This window comes from Micromonospora sp. CNZ295 (assembly GCF_004217535.1).
Genome location: NZ_SHKZ01000001.1, coordinates 104,963 through 125,761, shown reverse-complemented (window position 1 = coordinate 125,761; position 20,799 = coordinate 104,963). Strand labels below are relative to the sequence as shown.

Below are 20,799 nucleotides of genomic sequence, written 5' to 3'. Positions count from 1 at the left end.
GCGTCCGCGCGGCAGCCACCCGTTGCCCGCCTGACCGACGCTCACAGATTCTTTTCAGGGACCGCCCAGGTGTGACGCAGCCTGAGCGCGGATGATGGGCCGCATGGCCGCTACCCAGACCGAGGCGCGACTGCTCGTCGTCGAGGACGATCCCAACATCCTCGAACTGCTCTCCGCGAGCCTGCGCTTCGCGGGCTTCGACGTCGCGACCGCGACCAGCGGCAGCGCCGCGCTCAACGCGGCGAAGGACCACCGCCCGGATCTGGTCGTGCTGGACGTAATGCTGCCCGACCTGGACGGGTTCGAGGTCATCCGGATGATGCGCGAGGGCGGCACCCGTACGCCGGTGGTGTTCCTGACCGCCCGCGACGCCACCGACGACAAGATCCGCGGGCTCACCCTGGGCGGCGACGACTACGTCACCAAGCCGTTCAGCCTGGAGGAGCTGACCGCCCGGATCCGGGCGGTGCTGCGCCGCACCAGCACCGGCGAGCAGGCCCCGTCCCGGCTCACCTTCGCCGACCTGGAGCTGGACGAGGAGACTCACGAGGTGTACCGGGCGGGCCAGCGGGTGCAGCTGTCGCCGACCGAGTTCAAGCTGCTGCGCTACCTGATGCTGAACGCCAACCGGGTGCTCTCCAAGGCGCAGATCCTCGACCACGTCTGGAACTACGACTTCCGGGGCGACGACAACATCGTCGAGTCGTACATCTCGTACCTGCGGCGCAAGGTCGACAACACCCAGCCCCGGCTGATCCACACTCTGCGGGGGGTCGGGTACGTGCTGCGCAAGCCGGCGGCGTGAGCGTCGTCCACCAGGCGAAGGCGCAGCTGCGGAGCGTCCCGCTACGGGTCAAACTGGTCGCCGCGGTGCTCGCGCTGGTCGCCCTGGCGCTGCTCGTGATCAGCTCGCTGACCACGTACTTCCTGCGCAGCTACCTGGTCGGCCAGGTCGACCTGGAGCTGGAGAACGCGGCGAAGAACATCTCGGCGGCCGTGGTCACCGACCGCGACGAGTTCGGGGTCCCGACCGACTACCTGGTGGTGGTGACGGATCCCCGCACCGGCCAGGTCGTCGGCAGCGTCTTCGACCGGAAGCGCTTCGAAGCCGCCGACCTGCCCCGCTGGCCGTCCGACGCGGAGGGCTTCGCCAAGCTGGGCAGCCGGGGGCCGGTCACCGCTCCCGCCCAGGGCAGCCACGTGCGCTGGCGGGTGCTCTACACCGAGCTGGCCAACGGCCAGTGGGTGGCCATCGGGCAGCACCTCACCGACGTCGAGCAGGCGGTCAAGCGGCTGGTCTGGATCGACCTGCTGGTCGGCGGCGCGGTGCTGATCCTGCTCGCCTCGATCGGCGCGGCGATCGTCCGGACCAGCCTGAAGCCGCTCGTGGAGATAGAGCAGACGGCGGCCGCCATCGCCGGCGGCGACCTCACCCGCCGGGTGCCCGACCCCGAGGCGGGGGAGGAGTGCCCGACGTCGGAGCTGGGGCGGCTGTCCCGGGCGCTCAACGCCATGCTCACCCAGATCGAGGTGGCCTTCACCGCCCGCGCCGCCTCGGAGGCCGCCGCCCGCGCCGCCGAGTCCACCGCCCGGGACGCCGCGGCGAACGCCCGCGCCTCCGAGGCCCGCGCCCGGCGCTCCGAGGAGCGGATGCGGCAGTTCGTCGCGGACGCCTCGCACGAGCTGCGGACGCCGCTGACCACCATCCGGGGCTTCGCCGAGCTCTACCGGCAGGGGGCCGCGAGCGCACCGGAGCAGACCGCCGACCTGCTGCGCCGGATCGAGGACGAGGCCGCCCGGATGGGCCTGCTCGTGGAGGACCTGCTGCTGCTCGCCCGGCTCGACCGGGAGCGCCCGCTGGCACCGGCGCCGGTCGAGCTGCCGGTGCTCGCCGCGGACGCGGTGGAGGCGGCCCGGGCGGTCGCGCCGGACCGGCGGATCGAGCTGGACATCGTCCCGGGCTCCGGGCCTCTCGTCGTGTACGGCGACGACGCCCGGCTGCGGCAGGTGATCGGCAACCTGATGACCAACGCCCTGACGCACACCCCGCCGGAGGCGTCGGTGACCCTGCGGCTGCGGTCCGAGGCCGACAACCTGGCCGTGGTCGAGGTCGCCGACACCGGCCCCGGGCTCTCCCCGGACCAGGCCGAGCGGGTCTTCGAGCGCTTCTACCGGGCGGACGCGGCGCGTTCCCGCCGGGCCGGCGGCATCACCGGGACCGGCCTGGGGCTGGCGATCGTCGCCGCGCTGGTGGCCGCCCACCACGGCACGGTCGAGGTGGCGGAGACCCCGGGCGGAGGTGCGACGTTCCAGGTCCGGCTGCCCCTGGCGCCGGATACGGACGGCGACGAGGTGTGACTTTCAGCCAACCCTCAGGTTGGTTACAGGCAGGTCGAAGTGGCAGGGGAGATGGTGGAGCCATGACCGAGTACGAGTCCGACCCGCAGCGCCGGCCGGCCCCGACCGACGCCGAGCCGTCGCACCCCACCGCCGAGCTCCCCTCCGTCGAGCGCGCGCAGTCCGACTCCCCGACCGCCACCGCCGGTGACGCCGCTGCGGCGAGCACCGGCGAGGCCGCTCCGGCGCCGTCGCCGGAGGCCGCGCGCGACCCGCGGACCCCGGCGCCCGCCACCACCGACAGCCCGGGCGCCGCGCCCTCGGCGCCGCCGTACCCGGTGTCCGGCGCCGCGCCGTCCAGCGGGCACCCGTACGGGCCGCCCGGCTACCAGCAGCACCGCTACCCGGCCGGGCCCTGGTACGGCGGGCAGCAGCCCGGCTGGAGTGGGGGCCAGCCGGGCGGGTACGGCCAGCCGGGCCAGGCGCACCAGCAGCACCACCCGGGCGGGTACGGCCCGCCGCACCACCCGCACCAGCCGGGCCAGCCGCACCCCGGCCAGCCGCCGCACCTGGCGGGGCAGCCCCTGCCGCCGTGGGCGGCCCCGCAGGGCGGCCAGACCGGCCCGCGCCCCGGCCGCGCCGCGAAGTTCGTCGGCGCCGGCGTTCTGGTGCTCGGCCTGATGTTCGGCTCCGGCGTGGCCGGTGGCGCGCTCGCGCTCGCCCTCGACGGCGACTCGGGCATCACCCGCACCTACTCGGCGGCGCCGATCATCGACAGCGCCGACCTGCCGAGGATCGCCGCATCGGTGCAGCCCAGCGTCGTGTCGATCGCCACCGACAACGGCGAGGGCTCGGGCGTGATCCTCAGCGCCGACGGTTACGTGCTGACCAACAACCACGTCATCGCCTCGGCGAGCGGCGACGTCGTGCGGGTGATCTTCGCCGACGGCGAGACGGCCCAGGCCCGGATCGTCGGCACCGACCCGAAGACCGACCTGGCGGTCGTGAAGGCGTCCGGGGTCAGCGACCTGAAGCCGGCGACGTTCGGCGACAGCGACGCCATGCAGGTCGGCGACCAGGTTCTCGCGCTGGGCAGTCCGCTCGGCCTGCAGGGGTCGGTGACCGCCGGCATCCTCAGCGCCCGGGACCGGACCATCCAGGCCGGCAGTTCGCAGCAGGTGCCGGGCCAGGGCGTCTCGTCGATCGCGGGGCTGCTGCAGACCGACGCGCCGATCAACCCCGGCAACTCCGGCGGCGCGCTGGTCAACACGCGGGGCGAGGTGATCGGCATCAACACCGCCATCGCCACCAGCGGTCAGGGCAGCACCGGCAACATCGGCGTCGGGTTCGCCATCCCGAGCAACAAGGCCAAGGACGTCGCGGCCAAGCTCCAGCGCGGCGAGAAGGTCAGCCACCCGACGCTCGGCGTCAGCGTCAACCGCGCCGAGGGCGGCGGCGCGCTGGTCGCCGCCGTCACGCCGGGCAGCGCCGCCGACAAGGCCGGCCTACAGCGTGGCGACGTCATCACCCGCTTCGGCGACAAGGTGATCAACGACTCCGACGACCTGGTCGGCGCGGTCCAGGCCGGCAAGGTGGGGGACCGGGTCGAGGTGACGTACAAGCGGAACGGCGCCGAATCGAAGGCAACCGTGACGCTCGCCGAAGCGTCCTAACGAGTACAGACTTTCCTCCTCCCTCCTGCGGCGGGTGGTGGAGCCAAGGGGGTTGGCTCCGCCGCCCGCCGCGCCTTTCCGCCGACGGCGGTTCACCCGGTCCGGGTGAACCGCCGTCACCCGCGCGCCGGGCACCGTCGGACTCCGGGAACCACGAGGCGTACGGAGGGAAGCGATGACCACGGCCGTCCGCACCGACGCGCAGATCCAGCGGGACGTGCTGGAGGAACTCGCCTGGGATCCCCGGGTCGAGCCGCAGGAGATCGGGGTCACCGTCGACGACGGCGTGGTGACGCTGACCGGCTGGGTGGACGCGTACGCCCGGAAGTGGGCGGCACACCGCTGCGCGCAGCGGGTCCGGGGCGTCCGCGCGGTCGCCGACGACCTGGAGGTCCGGCTGCTGGGGACCGAGGAGTACACCGACGGGGAGATCGCGATCGCGGTGAGCCGGGCGCTGGAATGGGACAGCTTCGTGCCGGCGGAACGGTTGGACGTCACGGTCGCCAACGGGTGGGTGATGCTGCGCGGCGAGGTCGAGTTCGGCTGGCAGCGGCGGACCGCGGAGGCCGAGGTGCGGCGGCTGCGCGGCGTACGCGGGGTGACGAACCTGATCGAGGTACGGCCAGCGGTCCGGCCGGACGGTGAACGGATCCGGCGCGACGTCCAGCGGGCCCTGCTGCGGGGGATCGGCACCGAGCGGGTGACGGTCGAGGTGGACGGGGACACCGTCGTTCTCGGCGGGGTGGTCCGGTCCTGGTGGGAGCGGGACCAGGCCGAGCGGATCGCGTGGTCGGCGGAGGGCGTCCGGGCGGTCCGGGACCACCTTCTCGTGGGCGGCTGAATGCCCTGCTTGTCCGGTTTAGCCGTGTCGCCATCGGGAAACCGCCAAGGACCGCCGCCCCTTGGGCGACAGCGGGCCGGCGGCCACCAGGGACCGAGGGGGAGGGCTCGTGGCGGTGAACCACCCGGACGGCAGGCCGGCCGAAGCGCCGCTGCGGATCGCGATGGTGGTGCCGCCGTGGCTGTCGGTGCCGCCGCCCGGCTACGGCGGGCTGGAGCACGTGGTCGCCGGTCTGGTGGACGGCTTCCTCGCCCGCGGCCACGCGGTGACCCTGTTCGGTGCCGGCGAGAAGACCGGGACCGCCGCCCGCTTCGTGTCGACCGTCCCGCACCTGCAGTACGACCGGCTCGGCGAGTCCCTGCCCGAACTGGCCCACCTCGCCCAGGTGAACCACCTCATCGGTCCGGACGACTTCGACCTGATCCACGACCACACGACCATCGGTCCGCTGGTGGCCGGGCGGCGGGCGGTGCCCACGGTCGCCACCGTGCACGGCAACCCGGTGGGGGAGTACGGCACGGTGCTCAGCGACACCGACCACGGCGTCGGCCTGGTGGCGATCTCCCACGCCCAGCGGCGGCTCAACCCCGGGCTGCCCTGGGTCGGCACCGTGCACAACGCGCTCGACGTCGAGGACATCCCGCACAAGCGGACGCCCGGCCGGGGACCGGTGCTCTGGCTGGCCCGGTTCAGCCCGGACAAGGGGCCGGACCTCGCCATCCGCGCCTGCCGCGCCGCCGGCCTGCCGCTGACCCTCGCCGGCAAGTGCAACGAACCCGCCGAGCGCCGCTACTACCAGGAGGTGGTGCGGCCGATGCTGGGCGACGACGTCCGGGTGGTGCTCGACGCCGACCGGGCGGCCACGTACCGGCTGCTCCTCGACGCGCGGTGCCTGGTCATGCCGATCCAGTGGGAGGAGCCGTTCGGGATGGTGATGCTGGAGGCGATGGCCACCGGCACTCCCGTGGTGGCGTTGAACCGGGGTTCCGTGCCGGAGTTGGTCGAGCCCGGCCGCACCGGCCTGATCTGCCGGGGAACGGACGAGCTGCCCGCTGCCCTGCGGGCGGCGACCGGGCTCGACCCGGCGGCCTGCGTAGCCCACGTCGCGGAGAACTTCTCCACCGCCCGGCTGGTCGAGGGCTACGAGGCGGTCTTCCGGCGGTTCGTCGCCCGAACGGCCGCGCCGGTCCGCGAGTCGGTCCGGGTCGCCGCCCGCTGAGGCGGCCGGCCGGATCAGGCCTGGGTCGCCGCGAGCGCGGCGACCGCGCCGTCGAGCTTCGCCGCGTACGCATCGGTGATCGCGCCGTCGCGCAGCCGGACCGCGACCTTGTCGCGCAGCCGCGCCACCCAGTCGGCGACGTCCTCGCCGGCGCGCGCGGCGTCGGTCAGGTTGCGCAGCTCGTTGCGGAAGTCCACGCCCACGTCCGAGCGGATGCCGCCGTCGCTGAGACCGGCGCCGATCACGCCCTCGACCCGATTGACCGCGGCCACCAGGCTGTCGCCGGCCCGGCTGGGCACCGGCACCGGGCTCCCGGTGGGTGGCGCCGGCCGGTCGGTCGGCGTGGCCGGGGTGCCCGGTTCGCCGGTGGGTGGCGCCTCGACCGGCCCGGCCGAGGGCTGCGTCCGGGGCGGAGCCGGCTCCTCCTTCCACAGCGCCGGCAGCGCCACGGCGACCCCGACGACCAGCACGATCGGGGCGACCAGCACGGGCCGCAGCCGGCGGCGCCGGACCCGCTCCGCCGTGGCCGGTCCAGCGGCGGCGCGGGCCGCCGGCTCCGAGCCCACCGGTTCGGCCGGCCCGCCCTGCGGCGGCTGGTGCGGCGCGTCCGGTACGGCGGCGGGAGTCGGGTGCCGCGGCTCGTCGGGTGTGGACGGTACGGCGGCGGGCCGCGGCGGATCGTCCGCCGACGACGCGCCGAGGGCGGGCAGGGTGAGCGTCGTGGCGGCCTGCGGGTCGGCGGGGAGCATCTGGTCGCGCAGCACGGTGGCGACCTGGCGGGCGGTCGGCCGCGCGGCCGGGTCCCGGGCCAGGCAGCGCAGGCACACCCGGGCCACCTCGGACGGCAGGTCCGGCACGTCGGCGAGGGTCGGCGCGGCCCCCTCGGCCAGCGCCGCGCTGAGCTGCTCCCAGGTGTCGGCCGGGTACGGCACCCGGCCGCTCAGCGCCTCGAACAGCAGCACGCCGAGGGAGTACACGTCGGTGGCCGGCTGGGCGGGCGCGCCGTCGAGCCGTTCCGGGGCGACGTACGCCGGGGTGCCGAACGTGCCGCCGTCCTCGTCCTCGTCCGGGGCGCCGATCCGGGTGGCGATGCCGAAGTCGAGCACCTTGGCGCCGGTACGGGTCATCATCACGTTCGCCGGGGTGATGTCCCGGTGCACGATGCCGAGGCGGTGCGCGGCGGCGAGGGCGTCGGCCACCTGCGCGCCGATCTCGACCGCCTCCGCCCAGGGCAGCGGCCCCTCGGTCAGCCGCAGCTCCAGCTCCTCGCCGGCCAGCAGCTCCATCACGACGAACGAGGTGATGGTGCCGTCCGGGGCGACCGTCTCGCCGTAGTCGTGCACCGACGTCACGTGCGGGTGGTCCAGCTGGGCGGCGGCGCGCGCCTCCTCGCGGACCATGTCCCGGAAACGGGCGTCGGCGGCGAGGGACGGCACGAGGACCTTCACCGCGACCACGCGGTCCAGCACCTCGTCGTGGGCCCGCCAGATGACCGACATGCCGCCGGCGCCGATCTGGTCGATGAGCCGGTACCTGCGGGACAGCAACCGGCCGGGATGCAGTGCCGGCTTCACGGATCGCACCTGCCTCGGGGTGGGAGCGCTATCAGGTTGCGTCAATGTTTCGCAGCTGTCAACGGTCCCGGCGGCCACCTGGAACGGGGGTGCGGCGCGGCCGTGCCAGGATTGGGAGCATGGGGCGGGGACCGGTGGCGTTCGTGCTCGGGGGCGGCGGCGTCCTCGGCGCGGTCGAGGTGGGCATGCTGCGGGCGCTGTTCCGCGCCGACATCCGGCCCGACCTGGTGCTCGGCACGTCGATCGGCGCGGTCAACGGCGCCCTGGTGGCCGCCGACCCCTGCGAGGCGGTCACCGACCGCCTGGTCCGGCTCTGGGCCTCCCCCGAAGCGAGCGAGGTGTACGGCGACTCGGTCGCCCGGCAGCTGCGCCGGTTCGCCGCGCGTACCCACCTGCACTCGCCGCGCCCCCTGCGCAGGCTGCTGGAGAGCGAGCTCGGCGAGGACACCACCTTCGAGGACCTCCGGGTGCCGTTCCGCTGCTGCGCGGCGAACATCGAGCGCGCCGCCGAGCACTGGTTCGACCGCGGGCCGGTGGTGCCGGCGGTCATCGCCAGCGCCTCCGTGCCGGGGCTGCTGCCCCCGGCCCGCATCGGCGATGAGCACTACGTCGACGGCGGCATCGTCAACTCGGTCCCCATCGGCGAGGCGGTGGCGGCCGGGGCCACCCGGATCTTCGTACTCCAGGTGGGCCGGATCGAACGGGAGCTCAGCCCGCCCCGGCGACCCTGGGAGATCGCCCAGGTCGCGTTCGAGATCGCCCGCCGGCACCGGTTCGCGCGGGAGCTGGCGGCCGTGCCCGACGGGGTGGAGGTGCACGTGCTGCCGACCGGAGGGCTGCGGCCCCGCGACGACACGCCGTGGGCGTACCGGGACATGGCGGCGGTGGGGCGGCGGATCAGCCGGGCGTACACCGCCACCCGGCACTACCTGGCCCAGCTGGAGCGCTGATGCCGCTACCACCCCGGTGGCTGCGCCGGCTGGTCCTCGCGCCGGGTGTGGTGCTGCTCGCGTTCCTGATGGTGACGACGATTCCGGCCTGGGCCCTGCTCGGCCTGGCTCTCTCGCCGTTCGTTCCCGGCCGGCTGCGGCCGCTGCGGTTGCTCTGGATCGGCGTGGTCTACCTGGTCTGGGACGCGGCGGCGCTGCTCGCGCTCTTCGGGCTCTGGGTGGCCTCCGGCTTCGGCTGGCGGGTGCGGTCCCCGGCCTTCCAACGGGCGCACTACGTGCTCGCCGGCTGGTTTCTGCGGGTGCTGTTCTGGCAGGCCCGGTGGGCGCTGCGGCTGTCCATCGAGGTGGCCGGCGCCGACCCGGACACCGCCCTGCCCGGCCGGCCGGAGCTGGTGGTGTGCCGGCACGCCGGCCCCGGCGACTCGTTCATCCTGATCCATGCCCTGGTCAACTGGTTCCGCCGGGAGCCGCGGATCGTGCTCAAGGACAGCCTCCAGTGGGACCCGGCGATCGACGTGCTGCTCAACCGGCTGCCGAGCCGCTTCATCGCACCCGGGCCCGACGGCCGCAGCACGATGACCGAGCAGATCGGGTACCTGGCCACCGGCCTGGACGACGACGACGTGTTCGTGATCTTCCCCGAGGGCGGCAACTTCACCCCGAAACGGCGGCTCCGGGCCATCGCCCGGCTGCGCGAGCTGGGCCACGAGCTGATGGCGCTGCGCGCGGAGCGGCTGCGGCACGTGCTCGCGCCGCAGCCGGGCGGCCTGCTGGCCGCGTTGGACGCCGCCCCCGACGCGGGCGTCATCTTCGTGGCGCACACCGGTCTGGACCGGATGCTCACCGTCGCCGACGTGTGGCGGGAACTGCCGATGGACAAGCGGATCGTGATGCGCTTCTGGTCGGTGCCCCCGGAGGAGGTGCCCGCCGGTAAGCAGGAGCGCATCGACTGGCTCTTCGACTGGTGGGGGCGCATCGACGCGTGGATCGCGGCCAACCGGGACGGCGCCACGTAGGGTGCGCTCGTGGAACAGATCTGCGTGGTGACGACGGTGGTGGACGCCCGCTCGGTCGCGGACGTGCTCGCGGCCGCGGCGGTGGCCGGCCGGCTCGCGGCCTGCGCCCAGGTCGGCGGCCAGGTGGACAGCACGTACTGGTGGCGGCAGGGCGTGGAGACCAGCACCGAGTGGTCCGTGCAGTTCAAGACCGCGCCCGACCGGGTCGACGCGCTGGTCGAGCAGATCCGGGCCAGCCATCCGTACGAGGTGCCGGAGATCCTGGTGACCCGGGTGGAGAGCGGCAACCCCGACTACGCCGCCTGGGTGCACGAGCACACCCGCCCGTAGGTTCCCGGCCCGGCTGGCGGCCGGGCCTTTACCTGTCCGCGTGGTCGGAGACCTGGCGTGTCGTCGGGGAGAGCCGTGGCTCGCGTGTCCTCGGGGAGAGCCGTGGTCGCTGCCGTGGCGTATTCCTCTCCGTCATAAAAATGCCGGAGAGGAATACCGACGCACTGCGACTTCTCTTCCCCGCGTGCCACGCGCTCCCCGCGTGCCACGCCGATGCCGGTAGTCGATCGCCGCCGGGCGGGGCCCGCGTGCCGCCGCCGCGGGCTGCTGGGCCTGGCCCGGCGGCGCGGCTAGCGGGCCCGGGCCCAACCTGTGAAGCGCTCGGCCAGGCGCTCCGGCGTCGGCAGGTCGTCGAGCCCGGCCAGCTGTCGGGCGGCTTCTTCCTGGCAGGCGGCGAGGTAGACCAGGAGGGCGATCCGGTCGGTGCGGTACTCGCCGAGCAGGCGCAGCTTCGCGGGCGAGCAGGGCCAGGCGATGCCGCACGCCCGGCAGCGCCACGTCGGGCGGGACGGTGCGTGCTCGGTCCTGCGCCGTCGGCTCACAGCACCCGCGCCGGCTCGATCTCGGTGACCAGGTCGAGGCGCACCTCGGCGTACCGCTCCCGTGGCGCCACCGACCAGTCGGGGCGGATCTCGCGGCCCTTCAGTTGGACCCAGACCTTGCCGCCGACCACCGCACTCGCGACGACCTCGGTGATCGTCAAGGTCAGTGGGCCGGTGCCGAAGCGGTAGCCCTCGTCCGGGACCCGGATCGTGGTGTTCGGGGCGAGATTCATCGGGCGCACGGAAGGCCTCCTTCGGATCTGGAAGGGGCCGCCCCGACTCGCTCGCCCGGAGCGGCCCCGACAGCGCGACCGGCGGGTCTCGGGTCCACCACCGGCTCACACCGTCCTCTTCGGAACAACTTGCCGCTTGCGGTCGGACAACTACACCCCGTAGCGATATGGTTCCCAGAAATCCAAGACATCTGATGGAGGGTCGATGAACGACGCACTTCGGGCCGCCCTGAACGAGACCGGCCACACCACTGAGTCACTCGCGGAACGGGTGGGTGTCGACCCGAAGACGACGTCCCGCTGGCTCGCCGAAGGTCGCATCCCGCACCCGAGGCACCGGGCGGCGGCGGCCGAGGTCCTCGGTCGGGACGTGGTGGACATCTGGCCGGACACTTCGAGACGTCGAGATCTGACCTGGTTCCGTCCGTGGCAGGAGATCGAGCGCGAGGCAATCTCGCTGCGCTGGTTCGAGGCGAACGTTCTGCCCGGATTGCTCCAGACGGAGGCGTACGCCCGCGCGGTGCTGACCGGCGCCGGCCGGCACGCTCCCGGCGACATCGAGCGGCTGGTGGCCGGGCGGCTCGCCCGCCAGGGCATCCTCGGCCGGGACGACCCTCCACAGTTCACCGCGGTGGTGGACGAGGCCGTGCTGCGCCGGCCGGTCGGCGGCCGGGAGACGATGCGGGAGCAGTTGCGCGCCCTGGTCGCCGCGTGCGCGGCACCGCACGTGCGGCTCCACGTCGTGCCCGCCACGGTCGGCGCGTACGCCGGGCTCAACGGGCCTTTCGTCATCGCGGCCAGCGCCGACCACCGGATGGCCGGCTATCTGGACACTCAGTTGCAGGGGCAAGTGGTTAGCGATCCCGCCGACATCGCGGCGATACTGGCGGCGTGGGAGAACGTGCGGGGCGAGGCGCTCTCCCACTGGCAGTCAGTCGACCTGATCGCGGAAGTGGCGGAGTCATGGACCTGAACGGCGCCCGGTGGCGCAAGAGCAGCCGCAGCAGCGGCAACGGTGGGGCCTGTGTCGAGGTGGCCGACAATCTCCCCGGCGTGGTGGGTGTGCGCGATTCGAAGGACCCGGCCGGGCCGGCGCTGACGTTCACCCCGGATGCCTGGCGGGCCTTCGTCGCCCGGGTGGCCGGGCGAAGCTGACGGGATGTCCGTTCCGTTGATCAACACGGACACCGTTCTTGACGATGTCGAGGTCGCGATGGCGGCGGCCGGGTCGGGCCGGCGGGCCGAGGGCTGGTGGCGGCCGCCGACGCCGAGACCCACGGGGCGCTGATGTCGGTGATCTCCGGCCGGGACTGACGGCCCTCCTGGCCAGCCCAGGCGTGACCGACCCGAACGGATGATCCTGCCCTAGGTACGCGCACTCTGGTCCGGTGATCTCCGGCGGCCGAGGATAGCCGCGTGGAGAACTCCGCCTACCCCTGTCCCGCCTGCGGTTCGCCGGCCGATCTCGGCACCGGCTGCTCCGGGTGCGGCCGCCCGCCGTACCCGCCCGCGGCCGAGGTGATCCGGCTCGACCGGGAGATCGTGACGCTCGCCGGGGAGGCGGAGCGGGCGCGTCAGGCGTACCAGGAGATCACGGACCGGCTCGGTGCGGCCCGGCGGCGCCGGACGGAGCTTGCCGCCGCGATCCGGGCGGAGTTCCCGGCACCGGCCCCCGCACAGCCCCCGGCGCCGGTCCACCCGGCGGCGATGCGGCCGGTCGCCGGGCCGGTTCCGGTGCGGCCCGGTGGCGCGGAGACCTCCACCCGCACCGTGCAGGGCGTGCTGTTCGTCCTCGGTGGCCTGCTGCTCGGCACCGCCGCGGTCGTCTTCACGGCGGTGGCCTGGGCGACCGTCGGGGTCGCCGGCCGGGCGCTGATCCTGGCGGCGGTCACCGCGCTGTTCCTGGCCGTGCCGCTGGCCGCCGTGCGGCGCGGGCTGCGCGGGACCGCCGAGACCATCGCCGCGGTGGGCCTGCTGCTGGTGTTCCTCGACGGGTACGCCGCCTGGACGGTGAACCTGGGCGGGGTGGCCGGCTGGCCGGGCACCCGGTACGCCGCGCTGGTCGGGGGGGCCGGCGCGGCGATCGCCGCCGGGTACGCCCGGCTCAGCCGGCTCACCGTGCCCTGGTTCGCCGCCCTGCTGGCGGTGCAGCCGGTGCTGCCGCTGTTCGCGGCCGGGTTCCGGCCGTCGGCCGGCGGCTGGGCGCTGGTGACGGTCGGCGTGGCCGTCGTGAACCTGCTGGTGGTGGTCGCGCTGCGCGCCGATCGGCGGGCCGCCGTCGCGTCGCCGGCCGAGCACGGCGGTGCGGCGACGCGGTCCGGGACCGACGCGGTCCCGGGGACGGGCGCGGTCCCGGGGACGGGCGCGGCGCGGGGGACGGGCGCGACCGGCGGGGGGCCGGTCGTCCTGGCCGGGCTCGTGGTCGCGTGGCTCGGGTACGCCGCCGCGCTGACGTTCGCCGCCGGCTGCGCCCTGGTGCCGCTGGCGGTCGGGCGGTTCGCCGGCACGCCGCTGCTGGCCGGGTTGCCGCTGCTGCTGGTGGTGGGGACCCTCCTGGTGGCGGCCCTGGTGGTCGGTGGGCCGGCGTTCCGGGGAGTCGCGGCGGCGCTGCTGGTGCCGGTGCTGGCGGCCGCGATCCTGCGGCCGGTCGCGGAGCCGCGCGAAGGGCTGCTGCTGGTGCTGTCGGCGCTGGTGGTGCTGCTCCTCGCCGGGGCCGTCCGGTTGCTGCCGGCCGGGTGGCGGAGCGGTCCGCTGGTCGGGGCGCTGGTGGTGACGGGTGTCCTGGCGCAGGTGGCCGCGGTCGCCGTGCTGACCGTCGCCGGCGGTGCGGTCGTCCGCTCGTCGCCGCCGTGGCGGGGCGCCGAGCCGGGCCCGGTACTCGACTGGGGATGGCAGCTCCCGGTCGCCGTGCTGGCCGTGGTGGCCGCCGCCGGTCTGCTGCTGCCCCGGGCCGTACGCCTTCCGCTGGCGGCGGCGGGCGCCGGGGTGGCGGTGCTCGCCGTGCCGGCCGGGTGGGCCGCGCCGTGGCCGGCCGTGGTGGCGCTGGACCTCGCGTCGGCGGTGGCGCTGCTCGGGGTCGCGGTCGGTCGTCGGCCGGCCCGGTCCGGGCCGGTCCTCGCGTCGGCGGTGACCGGTGCCGTCCTGCTCGGGCACGCGCTGCTGGTCGGTCTGGCCGCGCCGGCCGGCGCCGGATCGGCGCTCGCGGTGACCGGGGTGGCGGGGCTCGTCGTCGCCGCGCTCGGTCGGCGGGGCACCGGCGTCCAACGCGGCGTCGCGGGGGCCGGGCTCGCCGCCGCACTGCTGGCCGTGCCGGCCGGCGCCACGCTGGCGGCCTTCGCCGGGGGTGCGCCGGAGTGGTGGCAGGCCCGGGCCGCGCTCGCCGCCGCCGCGCTGCTCCCGGCGGGCCTGCTCGCGGTCCGTCGACACTGGCCGGATCTCCTGCGGTACGCGTCGACCGCGCTCGCCGTGGCGGTCGTGCCGGTCGGCCTGGCGCCGTCGGTCGTGGCGGGCGACGAACCGGTGCCGCTGTACGCCGCCGTGGCGGCCCTGCTGGCCCTGCTCGGCGTGGTCCTGGTGGGCAGCGGCCCGGCCCTGGTCGCGGTCGGCCTGAGCCTGTCGGCGGTGGCGGTGGCCGCTCTCCTGCCGGTGGCGTTCACCGCGCTGCTCGCCCCGTACGGCGACGTGCCGGTCTGGTCGGGCGTGCCGACGATCGAAGCGACGCCGGGTGACGTCCCGGCGGGACTGGCGCTGCTCGTACTGGCGGTCGGTGCCGCGCTGGCCGCCCTCGCGACGGCGGTGTCCGGTGACGGCCGGTCGCCCGACCCGGGACGCGGCATCCCGGGGCCACCGGACGGCGGAACAGCCCCACCTGCCGCAACCCGCGTCGGTCAGCCGGCCGGCCAGCGGTGGCGGGCCGCCCTGGCCGCGGCGCCGTTCCTGGCCGCGGCGCTTCCGGTGCTGCTGCGGGCGGCGGGCGTGCCCTGGCCGGTGCTGCCGGCCGCGACCCTGCTGCTCGGCGTCATCGCGGTGCTGGCCGCAGCCCTGGCCGCGCCACGTCCGCTGCTGGTCCCGATCGCCCTGCCGGTGGGGCTGGTGTTCACCGCCGCCGGCCTGTCGGGCCTGCTGGCCACCCGGGCCGGCACCCTGACCGGCCTCGGCGCGCTCGTGGTGACCGCCATCGTGGTCGGCGTCGCCGCCCGGCAGGCGGTCGCGCGGCTCGCCGGGACGCTCGCGGCCGTCGTGGCCGGGACCGCCCTCGCGATCACCGCGCCGCTGGCCGGAGGGCTGCCGCTGCGCGCGGCGGCGTTCTCGGTGCTGGCTGTCGCGGCGCTCGCCCTCGCCGTCGCAGCCGCACTGCCGGCTCGGCTGCCGGAGGGGCCGCGCCCGGCCGATGCCGGTCTGGCAGGGCGTGGTGCCGCCGGCCCGGTGGCGCATGGTCCGGCCGGCGCGGCGTCCGGCGGTGCGGCGGCGACCGGGACGCCGGTGGCGCCGCGGCAGGTGCTGGACGCCGCCGCCCAGGGCGTGGCGCTGGTGGCGTTCCTGCTCGCCGTGGACTCGATCCGGTACGCGGCCGCCATCTGCGTGCTCTGGGGCGTGGCCGTCGGGCTGCGCCTGCTGCGCCCCGGCGAGCCGGCCGGGCGGCGGTGGGCGTTCGTCGCCGTCGCCGGGGGCAGTGAACTGCTCGGCAGCTGGCTGCTCCTGGCCGCCGGTGACGTCGCGGTGCTGGAGGCGTACACGCTGCCGGCCGCGGCCCTCGCGTTGGCCGCCGGGGCGGTGGCGCTGCGGACCCGGCCGGGCCTGACCAGCTGGCTGGCCATCGGGCCGGGCCTCGCGGCCGGGCTGCTGCCGACTCTCGCGTCGGTGCTGGTCGGCCCGGAACCGCAGCCGGTGCGGCGGCTCCTGCTCGGGCTCGCCGCGCTCGCGGCGGTGCTCGCCGGCGCCGTCCGGCGGTGGCAGGCGCCGGTCGTGCTCGGCGCGTTGACGCTGACCCCGCTGGCGCTGCACGAACTGGCCCGCACCTGGGACCTGCTGCCCCGATGGAGCTTCCTCGGCGCCGGTGGGCTGGTGCTGATCGGCCTGGCCGCCACGTACGAGCGGCGACGGCGGGACCTGGCCCGGCTGCGGGACGCGGTCGGCCGGATGAGCTGACCCTCCGGGCCGGATCGACCCCGTCGGCGACGCCGCCCGCCCGGACCGGCAAGGGTGGTGGCTCCCCGGTGCCGGTAGGGCGTGCCCTACCACCGATCCGGGGGCGTGCGGGATTACCCAGAGCAACCGTTCTCGCGAAACTTGGTGACGGGGGTCGAGCCGACCGGCGCGACCGCAGATGGGCAGGAGGCGGTGCAGCATGCGGGAGCTTGTGGCGGACCGACCGGTACGGCAGGGCAGTGACTACGCCGAGTTGTCCCGGCGGATCCGGTCGGCGGGCCTGCTGGAACGCCGACCGGCCCGGTACGCGGCCCGGATCGCGCTGACCGCCGGGCTGTTCGCGGCCACCTGGGCCGCGGTCGCGCTGGTCGGCGACTCCTGGGTGCAGGTCGTGGTAGCCGTGCTGATGGCGGTGGCCAGCACCCAGGTCGCCTTCCTCGGGCACGACGCCGGACACCGGCAGATGTTCCGCCGGCGCGGGCCGAGCGAGCTGGTCGGCCTGCTCGCCGGCAACCTCGCCGTCGGGCTCAGCTACGGCTGGTGGGTGGACAAGCACAACCGGCACCACGCCAACCCCAACCACGCCGACGAGGACCCGGACGTCGGGGCCGGCGCGCTGGTCTGGACGGCGGAGCAGGCCCGGGCGACCCGGGGCTTCGCCCGGTGGCTGGCCCGGCGCCAGGCGGTGCTCTTCTTCCCGATGCTGCTGCTGGAAGGGCTGAACCTGCACGTGGCGAGCCTGCGGGCGGTGCTGGGCCGGGAACCGGACGGGCGGTTCCGTACGCCGATGCGGCACCGGACCGCCGAGGGCGTGCTGCTCGCCGCCCACACCGTGCTCTACGCCGGCGGCCTGCTGCTGGTGATGTCGCCGGTGAAGGCGCTGGTGTTCGCGGCCGTCCACCAGGGACTGTGGGGGCTGTACATGGGATGCTCGTTCGCCCCGAACCACAAGGGCATGCCGATGCCGTCCGCGGAGGACGACCTGGACTTCCTGCGTAAGCAGGTGCTGACGGCGCGCAACGTGCGGGGCGGCCGGTTCGTCGACGCGGCGCTGGGCGGGCTCAACCTCCAGATCGAGCACCACCTGTTCCCGAACATGCCGCGCGGGAACCTGCGCCGGGCCCGGCCCGTCGTGCGGGCGTACTGCGCCGAGCGGGGCGTCCCGTACGTCGAGGTGGGCCTGGTCGAGTCGTACCGGCAGGCGCTCGCGCACCTGCACGAGGTCGGCCGCCCGCTGCGGGCCGGATGACCTCGCCCGGCGTCGCCGTGACGCCGTCCGGTGCGGAGGGCACTTTCGTCCCGCCAGTCCGGTCCTCTGATCGCGTTCCGAACACCGGTCGTCGCTGTCAGACATCCCGTCGCTGCTGGTCAGGGTCTCGGTTGTGGGTGCCGGTAGGGTCTCCCCATGGCAGAGGCGCTCACCGCGGAGGCGGTACGAGACGAGCTGAGCGGGCTGCCCGGCTGGTCAGGGGACCAGGCCGGCATCACCCGCACCGTGGAGCTGGCGAGCTTCCCGGACGCCATCGCCCTGGTGGACCGGGTGGCGGTGGTGGCCGAGGAGTTCGACCACCACCCCGACATCGACATCCGTTGGCGGACGGTGACCTTCCGCTGTGTCACTCACTCGGTCGGCTGCGTCACCGAACGTGATCTCGACCTGGCCCGGCGGATCGACCGCACCGTGGGGGAGGTCCGATGAGATTCGAGATCAGCAAGGTGCTGGACGCCATCGAGGGCCGGGTCTGCACCGACCCGTCGCTGGTCCGGGCGGTGCTCGACCTGGCCGAGGTGATCCGGTACCAGGACATCGACGGCGGCCGGCCGGCCAGCCTGCTCCGGCTCGGCATGGTGATCGACGCTCTGGCGCGTCACCTGGAGGAGGACAGCGTCCCCGTCTACGCGGTGGTGCACCGGGCGATGCTCTCCGACGCCGACCTCACCTCGAACGAGCGCATGGTGGTGCGCCGGTGGGCCGACGACGGCCTCGTCGAGGTGCTCGACAACCCGGGCGACCGGATGCTGGAGGTGGCCGACCTGCTCGGCCTGCCGGTGCTCAGCCGGGCCCGGTTCGACGGGCTGCGCGGGCGCTTCCCGTGGGTCACCGACGAACCCGGCCGGGTGCTCGCCGCGGTGCCGGGGCAGGGTGGCCCGACGTTCGTCGCCCACGTCGGCGGCGGTGAAACCCCGGTCGCCGGGGACCGGTCGCCGGCCGGGGTCAAGCTGCTGGCGCGGCAGTGGCGGTGCCCGGAGTCCCCGTGCGCACTCTTCGGGCAGGGCGGCGGGGGCGGCGCGTTCGCCGACCTGGCCGCGGTGACCGACCGCAGCCCGGTGACCCAGCCGCCGCCGAGCCTGCGCGGTGGCGTCCCGACCTGTCCGCGGCACGGCACCCGGCTGAGCGACGCCGGCCCGCGCCCCCGGTCGGCGGTGCTGGCGGTACGCATCGGTGGGCTGATCCGCCGCCGGTTCGTGCTCACCGAGGCCGAGCCGGTGCTGGTCGGCCGCGCGCCGGACGCTCCGGGCGGGATCATGCTCGGTCAGTGGCTCAACGACGAGGCCCGCCGGTGGATCAGCCGCAGTCACCTGGAACTGGAGCTGCGTGTTGGCGAGATCATCGTGACCGACATCAGCACCAACGGTTCCGGCGTCCGCCCCGGCGGTTCGATGGCGGAGGCGGACCGGATCCCGCTGAAGCCCCGGCAGTCCCGGGTGCTGGCCGAGGGCGACATGGTCGAGCTGTACCCGGGGGTGCAGGTCGGCCGCCCGGACGAGTTGCCGGCCGGCGCGCCGTACACCCCGGCGTCGGTGATGGCCGAGGCGCCGACGATGGCGATGCGCCTGCCGCGCTGACCAGTACTGAGGCGCCGGGACCGAATGGTCCCGGCGCCTCCCGCGTACGACGGCTCAGCCGGCCAGGACGGCGGCGAGCTGCGCCACCGCGTGGTCGATCTCCTCCTCGGTGATGACCAGCGGCGGGGCGAGGCGGATGGTCGAGCCGTGGGTGTCCTTGGCGAGGACGCCGCGCTCCATCAGCCGCTCGCAGGCCTCCCGGCCACTCATCAGCGCCGGGTCGATGTCCAGGCCGGCCCACAGGCCCCGGCCCCGGACGGCGAGCAGACCCTTGCCGACCAGCGCCTGGAGACCGGCGTGCAGCCGGGCGCCCAGCTCGGCGGAGCGGCGCTGGAACTCGCCGGTGGCCAGCAGCCGGACGACCTCGGTCGCCACCGCGCAGGCGAGCGGGTTCCCGCCGAACGTCGAGCCGTGCTGGCCCGGCTTCAGCACGCCGAGCACCGCGGCGTCCGCCGCGACGGCCGACACCGGGACGATGCCGCCGCCGAGCGCCTTGCCCAGCAGGTACATGTCCGGCACGACGCCCTCCTGCTCGCACGCGAACGTGGCGCCGGTCCGGCCCAGGCCGGACTGGATCTCGTCGGCGACGAACAGCACGTTCCGCTCGGTGCACACCCGGCGTACACCGGGCAGGTAGCCCTCCGGCGGCACGACGACGCCCTGCTCGCCCTGGATCGGTTCGAGCAGCACCGCGACGGTGTTCTCGTCGATCGCGGCGGCCAGCGCGGCCAGGTCGCCGTAGGGAACCACGGTGAAGCCCGGGGTGTACGGCCCGAAGTCGGCGCGGGCGTCCTCGTCGGTGGAGAAGCTGACGATGGTCGTGGTGCGGCCGTGGAAGTTCCCCTCGGCCACCACGATGTTCGCCTGGCCCGGCTGGACGCCCTTGACCTGGTAACCCCACTTGCGGGCCACCTTGATGCCGGTCTCCACGGCCTCGGCGCCGGTGTTCATCGGCAGCACCAGGTCCTTGCCGCAGAGCTGGGCCAGCTCACGGCAGAAGTCGGCGAACTGGTCGTGGATGAACGCGCGGCTGGTCAGGGTCAGCTTGTCCAGCTGGGCGTGTGCGGCCTCGATCAGCGCCGGGTGGCGGTGGCCGAAGTTGAGCGCCGAGTAGCCGGCCAGGCAGTCGAGGTAGCGGCGGCCGTCCACGTCGGTCAGCCAGGCGCCCTCGGCCGAGGAGATGACCACCGGCAGCGGGTGATAGTTGTGCGCGGTCCACCGCTCCGCGTCGCGGACCGCATCCGGCGTCCGCAGCTTGTCCTCGATCACTTGCTCGCCTTTCCCTGACGGAGTCGCAACGTGCAGCACTTCGGGCCACCGCCGGCCTTGCGCAGCTCGGACAGGTCGATCCCGATCGTCTCGTAGCCCCGGTCCCGCAGCTTCGCGGCCAGGTCGGTGGCCTGCGCCGGCAGCACCACGTGCCGGCCGTCGCTCACCGCGTTCAGACCCAGCACCTCGGCGTCGGCCATGGTGGCGTGGACCGCGTCCGGGAAGAGCCGCCGCAGCACGGCCCGGCTGCCGGGGGAGAAGGCCTCCGGCAGGTACGCGACGGTCCGCTCGTCGAGCACGGTCAGCGCGGTGTCCAGGTGGTAGAAGCGCGGGTCGACCAGCTGCATGGTGATCACCGGGTAGCCGAAGACCTCCTGCAGCTGCGCGTGCGACGCGTGCGCGGTGCGGAAGCCGGTGCCCGCGAGCAGGTACTCGCCGGCCAGCAGGACGTCGCCCTCGCCCTCGTTGACGTGCTTCGGGTCGTACATCTCGAAGCCGGCGGCCTCGAACCAGGCGCGGTACGCGGGCGCCTCGTCGGCGCGCTGCGGGTCCCGGAACTGCACCGCCATCGCCTTGCCGTCGATGACCGTGCCGCCGTTGGCGGCGAAAACCATGTCGGGCAGGCCGGCCACCGGGGTGATCTCCTCGACGGTGTGGCCCAGGTCCCGGTAGATCTGGCGCAGCTGCTCCCACTGCCGGATCGCCAGGTCGGCGTCCACCGGCGCGGTCGGGTCCATCCACGGATTGATCGCGTAGTCGACGGCGAAGTACGTCGGCCGGCACATCAGGAAGCGCTGGCTGGTGGCGTCCATCGTCATTG

At 74.9% G+C, this 20,799-nt stretch carries 19 protein-coding genes; 14 read left to right on the top strand and 5 right to left on the bottom strand.

Features of this window, described 5'->3' with window-relative positions:
* Positions 1 to 103 precede the first annotated feature (103 nt).
* The 5 genes from EV376_RS00535 (at position 104) to EV376_RS00515 (ending at position 6,070) form a co-directional block, all read left to right on the top strand.
* Positions 104 to 805, top strand: a complete 702-nt coding sequence (locus EV376_RS00535; RefSeq protein WP_130320204.1) for a response regulator transcription factor — start codon at positions 104 to 106, stop codon at positions 803 to 805.
* Entirely contained in the window at positions 802 to 2,358 is a 1,557-nt protein-coding gene (locus EV376_RS00530) for a sensor histidine kinase (protein ID WP_130320203.1), read from the top strand. Before EV376_RS00535 ends, EV376_RS00530 begins: the two co-directional genes overlap by 4 nt.
* Before the next feature lie 62 nt (positions 2,359 to 2,420).
* Positions 2,421 to 4,010: a trypsin-like peptidase domain-containing protein gene (locus EV376_RS00525; protein WP_130320202.1), complete on the top strand. Its 1,590-nt coding sequence runs from the start codon at positions 2,421 to 2,423 to the stop codon at positions 4,008 to 4,010.
* A gap of 175 nt (positions 4,011 to 4,185) precedes the next feature.
* On the top strand, positions 4,186 to 4,851 hold the full coding sequence (locus EV376_RS00520; protein ID WP_130320201.1) for a BON domain-containing protein: 666 nt from the start codon (positions 4,186 to 4,188) through the stop codon (positions 4,849 to 4,851).
* A 163-nt stretch (positions 4,852 to 5,014) separates the two neighbouring features.
* Positions 5,015 to 6,070 carry a glycosyltransferase family 4 protein gene (locus EV376_RS00515; RefSeq protein WP_130328469.1) on the top strand — a complete coding sequence of 352 codons (1,056 nt, stop codon included), beginning with the start codon at positions 5,015 to 5,017 and terminating at the stop codon, positions 6,068 to 6,070.
* A gap of 14 nt (positions 6,071 to 6,084) precedes the next feature.
* On the opposite strand, the gene EV376_RS00510 is transcribed toward EV376_RS00515, so the two are convergent.
* Entirely contained in the window at positions 6,085 to 7,644 is a 1,560-nt protein-coding gene (locus tag EV376_RS00510) for a serine/threonine protein kinase (protein ID WP_130320200.1), read from the bottom strand.
* Between the two features lie 119 nt (positions 7,645 to 7,763).
* On the opposite strand from EV376_RS00510, the gene EV376_RS00505 reads away from it, so the two are divergent.
* From EV376_RS00505 to cutA, 3 genes are read left to right on the top strand one after another with little or no spacing between them, the layout of a single operon-like run.
* On the top strand, positions 7,764 to 8,594 hold the full coding sequence (locus EV376_RS00505) for a patatin-like phospholipase family protein (RefSeq protein WP_130320199.1): 831 nt from the start codon (positions 7,764 to 7,766) through the stop codon (positions 8,592 to 8,594).
* Complete coding sequence (locus EV376_RS00500; RefSeq protein ID WP_130320198.1) at positions 8,594 to 9,610, top strand: 1-acyl-sn-glycerol-3-phosphate acyltransferase; 1,017 nt, start codon at positions 8,594 to 8,596, stop codon at positions 9,608 to 9,610. Before EV376_RS00505 ends, EV376_RS00500 begins: the two co-directional genes overlap by 1 nt.
* Before the next feature lie 9 nt (positions 9,611 to 9,619).
* Positions 9,620 to 9,940, top strand: a complete 321-nt coding sequence (gene cutA / locus EV376_RS00495; RefSeq protein ID WP_130320197.1) for a divalent-cation tolerance protein CutA — start codon at positions 9,620 to 9,622, stop codon at positions 9,938 to 9,940.
* A gap of 290 nt (positions 9,941 to 10,230) precedes the next feature.
* On the opposite strand, the gene EV376_RS00490 is transcribed toward cutA, so the two are convergent.
* Both EV376_RS00490 and EV376_RS00485 read right to left on the bottom strand, forming a co-directional pair.
* Positions 10,231 to 10,482 (bottom strand): flavin reductase, encoded by a 252-nt coding sequence (locus EV376_RS00490; RefSeq protein WP_130320196.1) that lies wholly within the window; start codon positions 10,480 to 10,482, stop codon positions 10,231 to 10,233.
* Positions 10,479 to 10,724: a hypothetical protein gene (locus tag EV376_RS00485; RefSeq protein ID WP_130320195.1), complete on the bottom strand. Its 246-nt coding sequence runs from the start codon at positions 10,722 to 10,724 to the stop codon at positions 10,479 to 10,481. The genes EV376_RS00490 and EV376_RS00485 overlap by 4 nt, the downstream gene beginning before the upstream one ends.
* Positions 10,725 to 10,920: 196 nt before the next feature.
* Between EV376_RS00485 and EV376_RS00480 the strand changes: the two genes are divergently transcribed.
* The 6 genes from EV376_RS00480 (at position 10,921) to EV376_RS00450 (ending at position 18,710) form a co-directional block, all read left to right on the top strand.
* Positions 10,921 to 11,688, top strand: coding sequence for a Scr1 family TA system antitoxin-like transcriptional regulator (locus EV376_RS00480; protein WP_130320194.1), 768 nt, complete (start codon positions 10,921 to 10,923; stop codon positions 11,686 to 11,688).
* Positions 11,679 to 11,870, top strand: a complete 192-nt coding sequence (locus EV376_RS00475) for a DUF397 domain-containing protein (RefSeq protein ID WP_130320193.1) — start codon at positions 11,679 to 11,681, stop codon at positions 11,868 to 11,870. The genes EV376_RS00480 and EV376_RS00475 overlap by 10 nt, the downstream gene beginning before the upstream one ends.
* 261 nt (positions 11,871 to 12,131) lie before the next feature.
* Positions 12,132 to 15,863 carry an SCO7613 C-terminal domain-containing membrane protein gene (locus EV376_RS00465; RefSeq protein ID WP_130320192.1) on the top strand — a complete coding sequence of 1,244 codons (3,732 nt, stop codon included), beginning with the start codon at positions 12,132 to 12,134 and terminating at the stop codon, positions 15,861 to 15,863.
* A gap of 199 nt (positions 15,864 to 16,062) precedes the next feature.
* Positions 16,063 to 17,112: an acyl-CoA desaturase gene (locus EV376_RS00460; protein WP_130320191.1), complete on the top strand. Its 1,050-nt coding sequence runs from the start codon at positions 16,063 to 16,065 to the stop codon at positions 17,110 to 17,112.
* A gap of 156 nt (positions 17,113 to 17,268) precedes the next feature.
* Positions 17,269 to 17,562 carry a 4a-hydroxytetrahydrobiopterin dehydratase gene (locus EV376_RS00455; protein WP_130320190.1) on the top strand — a complete coding sequence of 98 codons (294 nt, stop codon included), beginning with the start codon at positions 17,269 to 17,271 and terminating at the stop codon, positions 17,560 to 17,562.
* A complete protein-coding gene (locus tag EV376_RS00450) occupies positions 17,559 to 18,710 on the top strand; it encodes an FHA domain-containing protein (RefSeq protein ID WP_130320189.1) in 1,152 nt (383 codons plus the stop codon). The genes EV376_RS00455 and EV376_RS00450 overlap by 4 nt, the downstream gene beginning before the upstream one ends.
* Before the next feature lie 54 nt (positions 18,711 to 18,764).
* On the opposite strand, the gene rocD is transcribed toward EV376_RS00450, so the two are convergent.
* Together rocD and ddaH are read right to left on the bottom strand one after the other, a co-directional pair.
* The gene (rocD, locus tag EV376_RS00445; protein WP_130320188.1) at positions 18,765 to 19,979 is read right to left on the bottom strand and encodes an ornithine--oxo-acid transaminase; all 1,215 of its coding nucleotides are present in this window, start codon (positions 19,977 to 19,979) and stop codon (positions 18,765 to 18,767) included.
* A complete protein-coding gene (gene ddaH / locus EV376_RS00440) occupies positions 19,976 to 20,791 on the bottom strand; it encodes a dimethylargininase (protein WP_207228479.1) in 816 nt (271 codons plus the stop codon). The genes rocD and ddaH overlap by 4 nt, the downstream gene beginning before the upstream one ends.
* Positions 20,792 to 20,799: the final 8 nt, after the last annotated feature.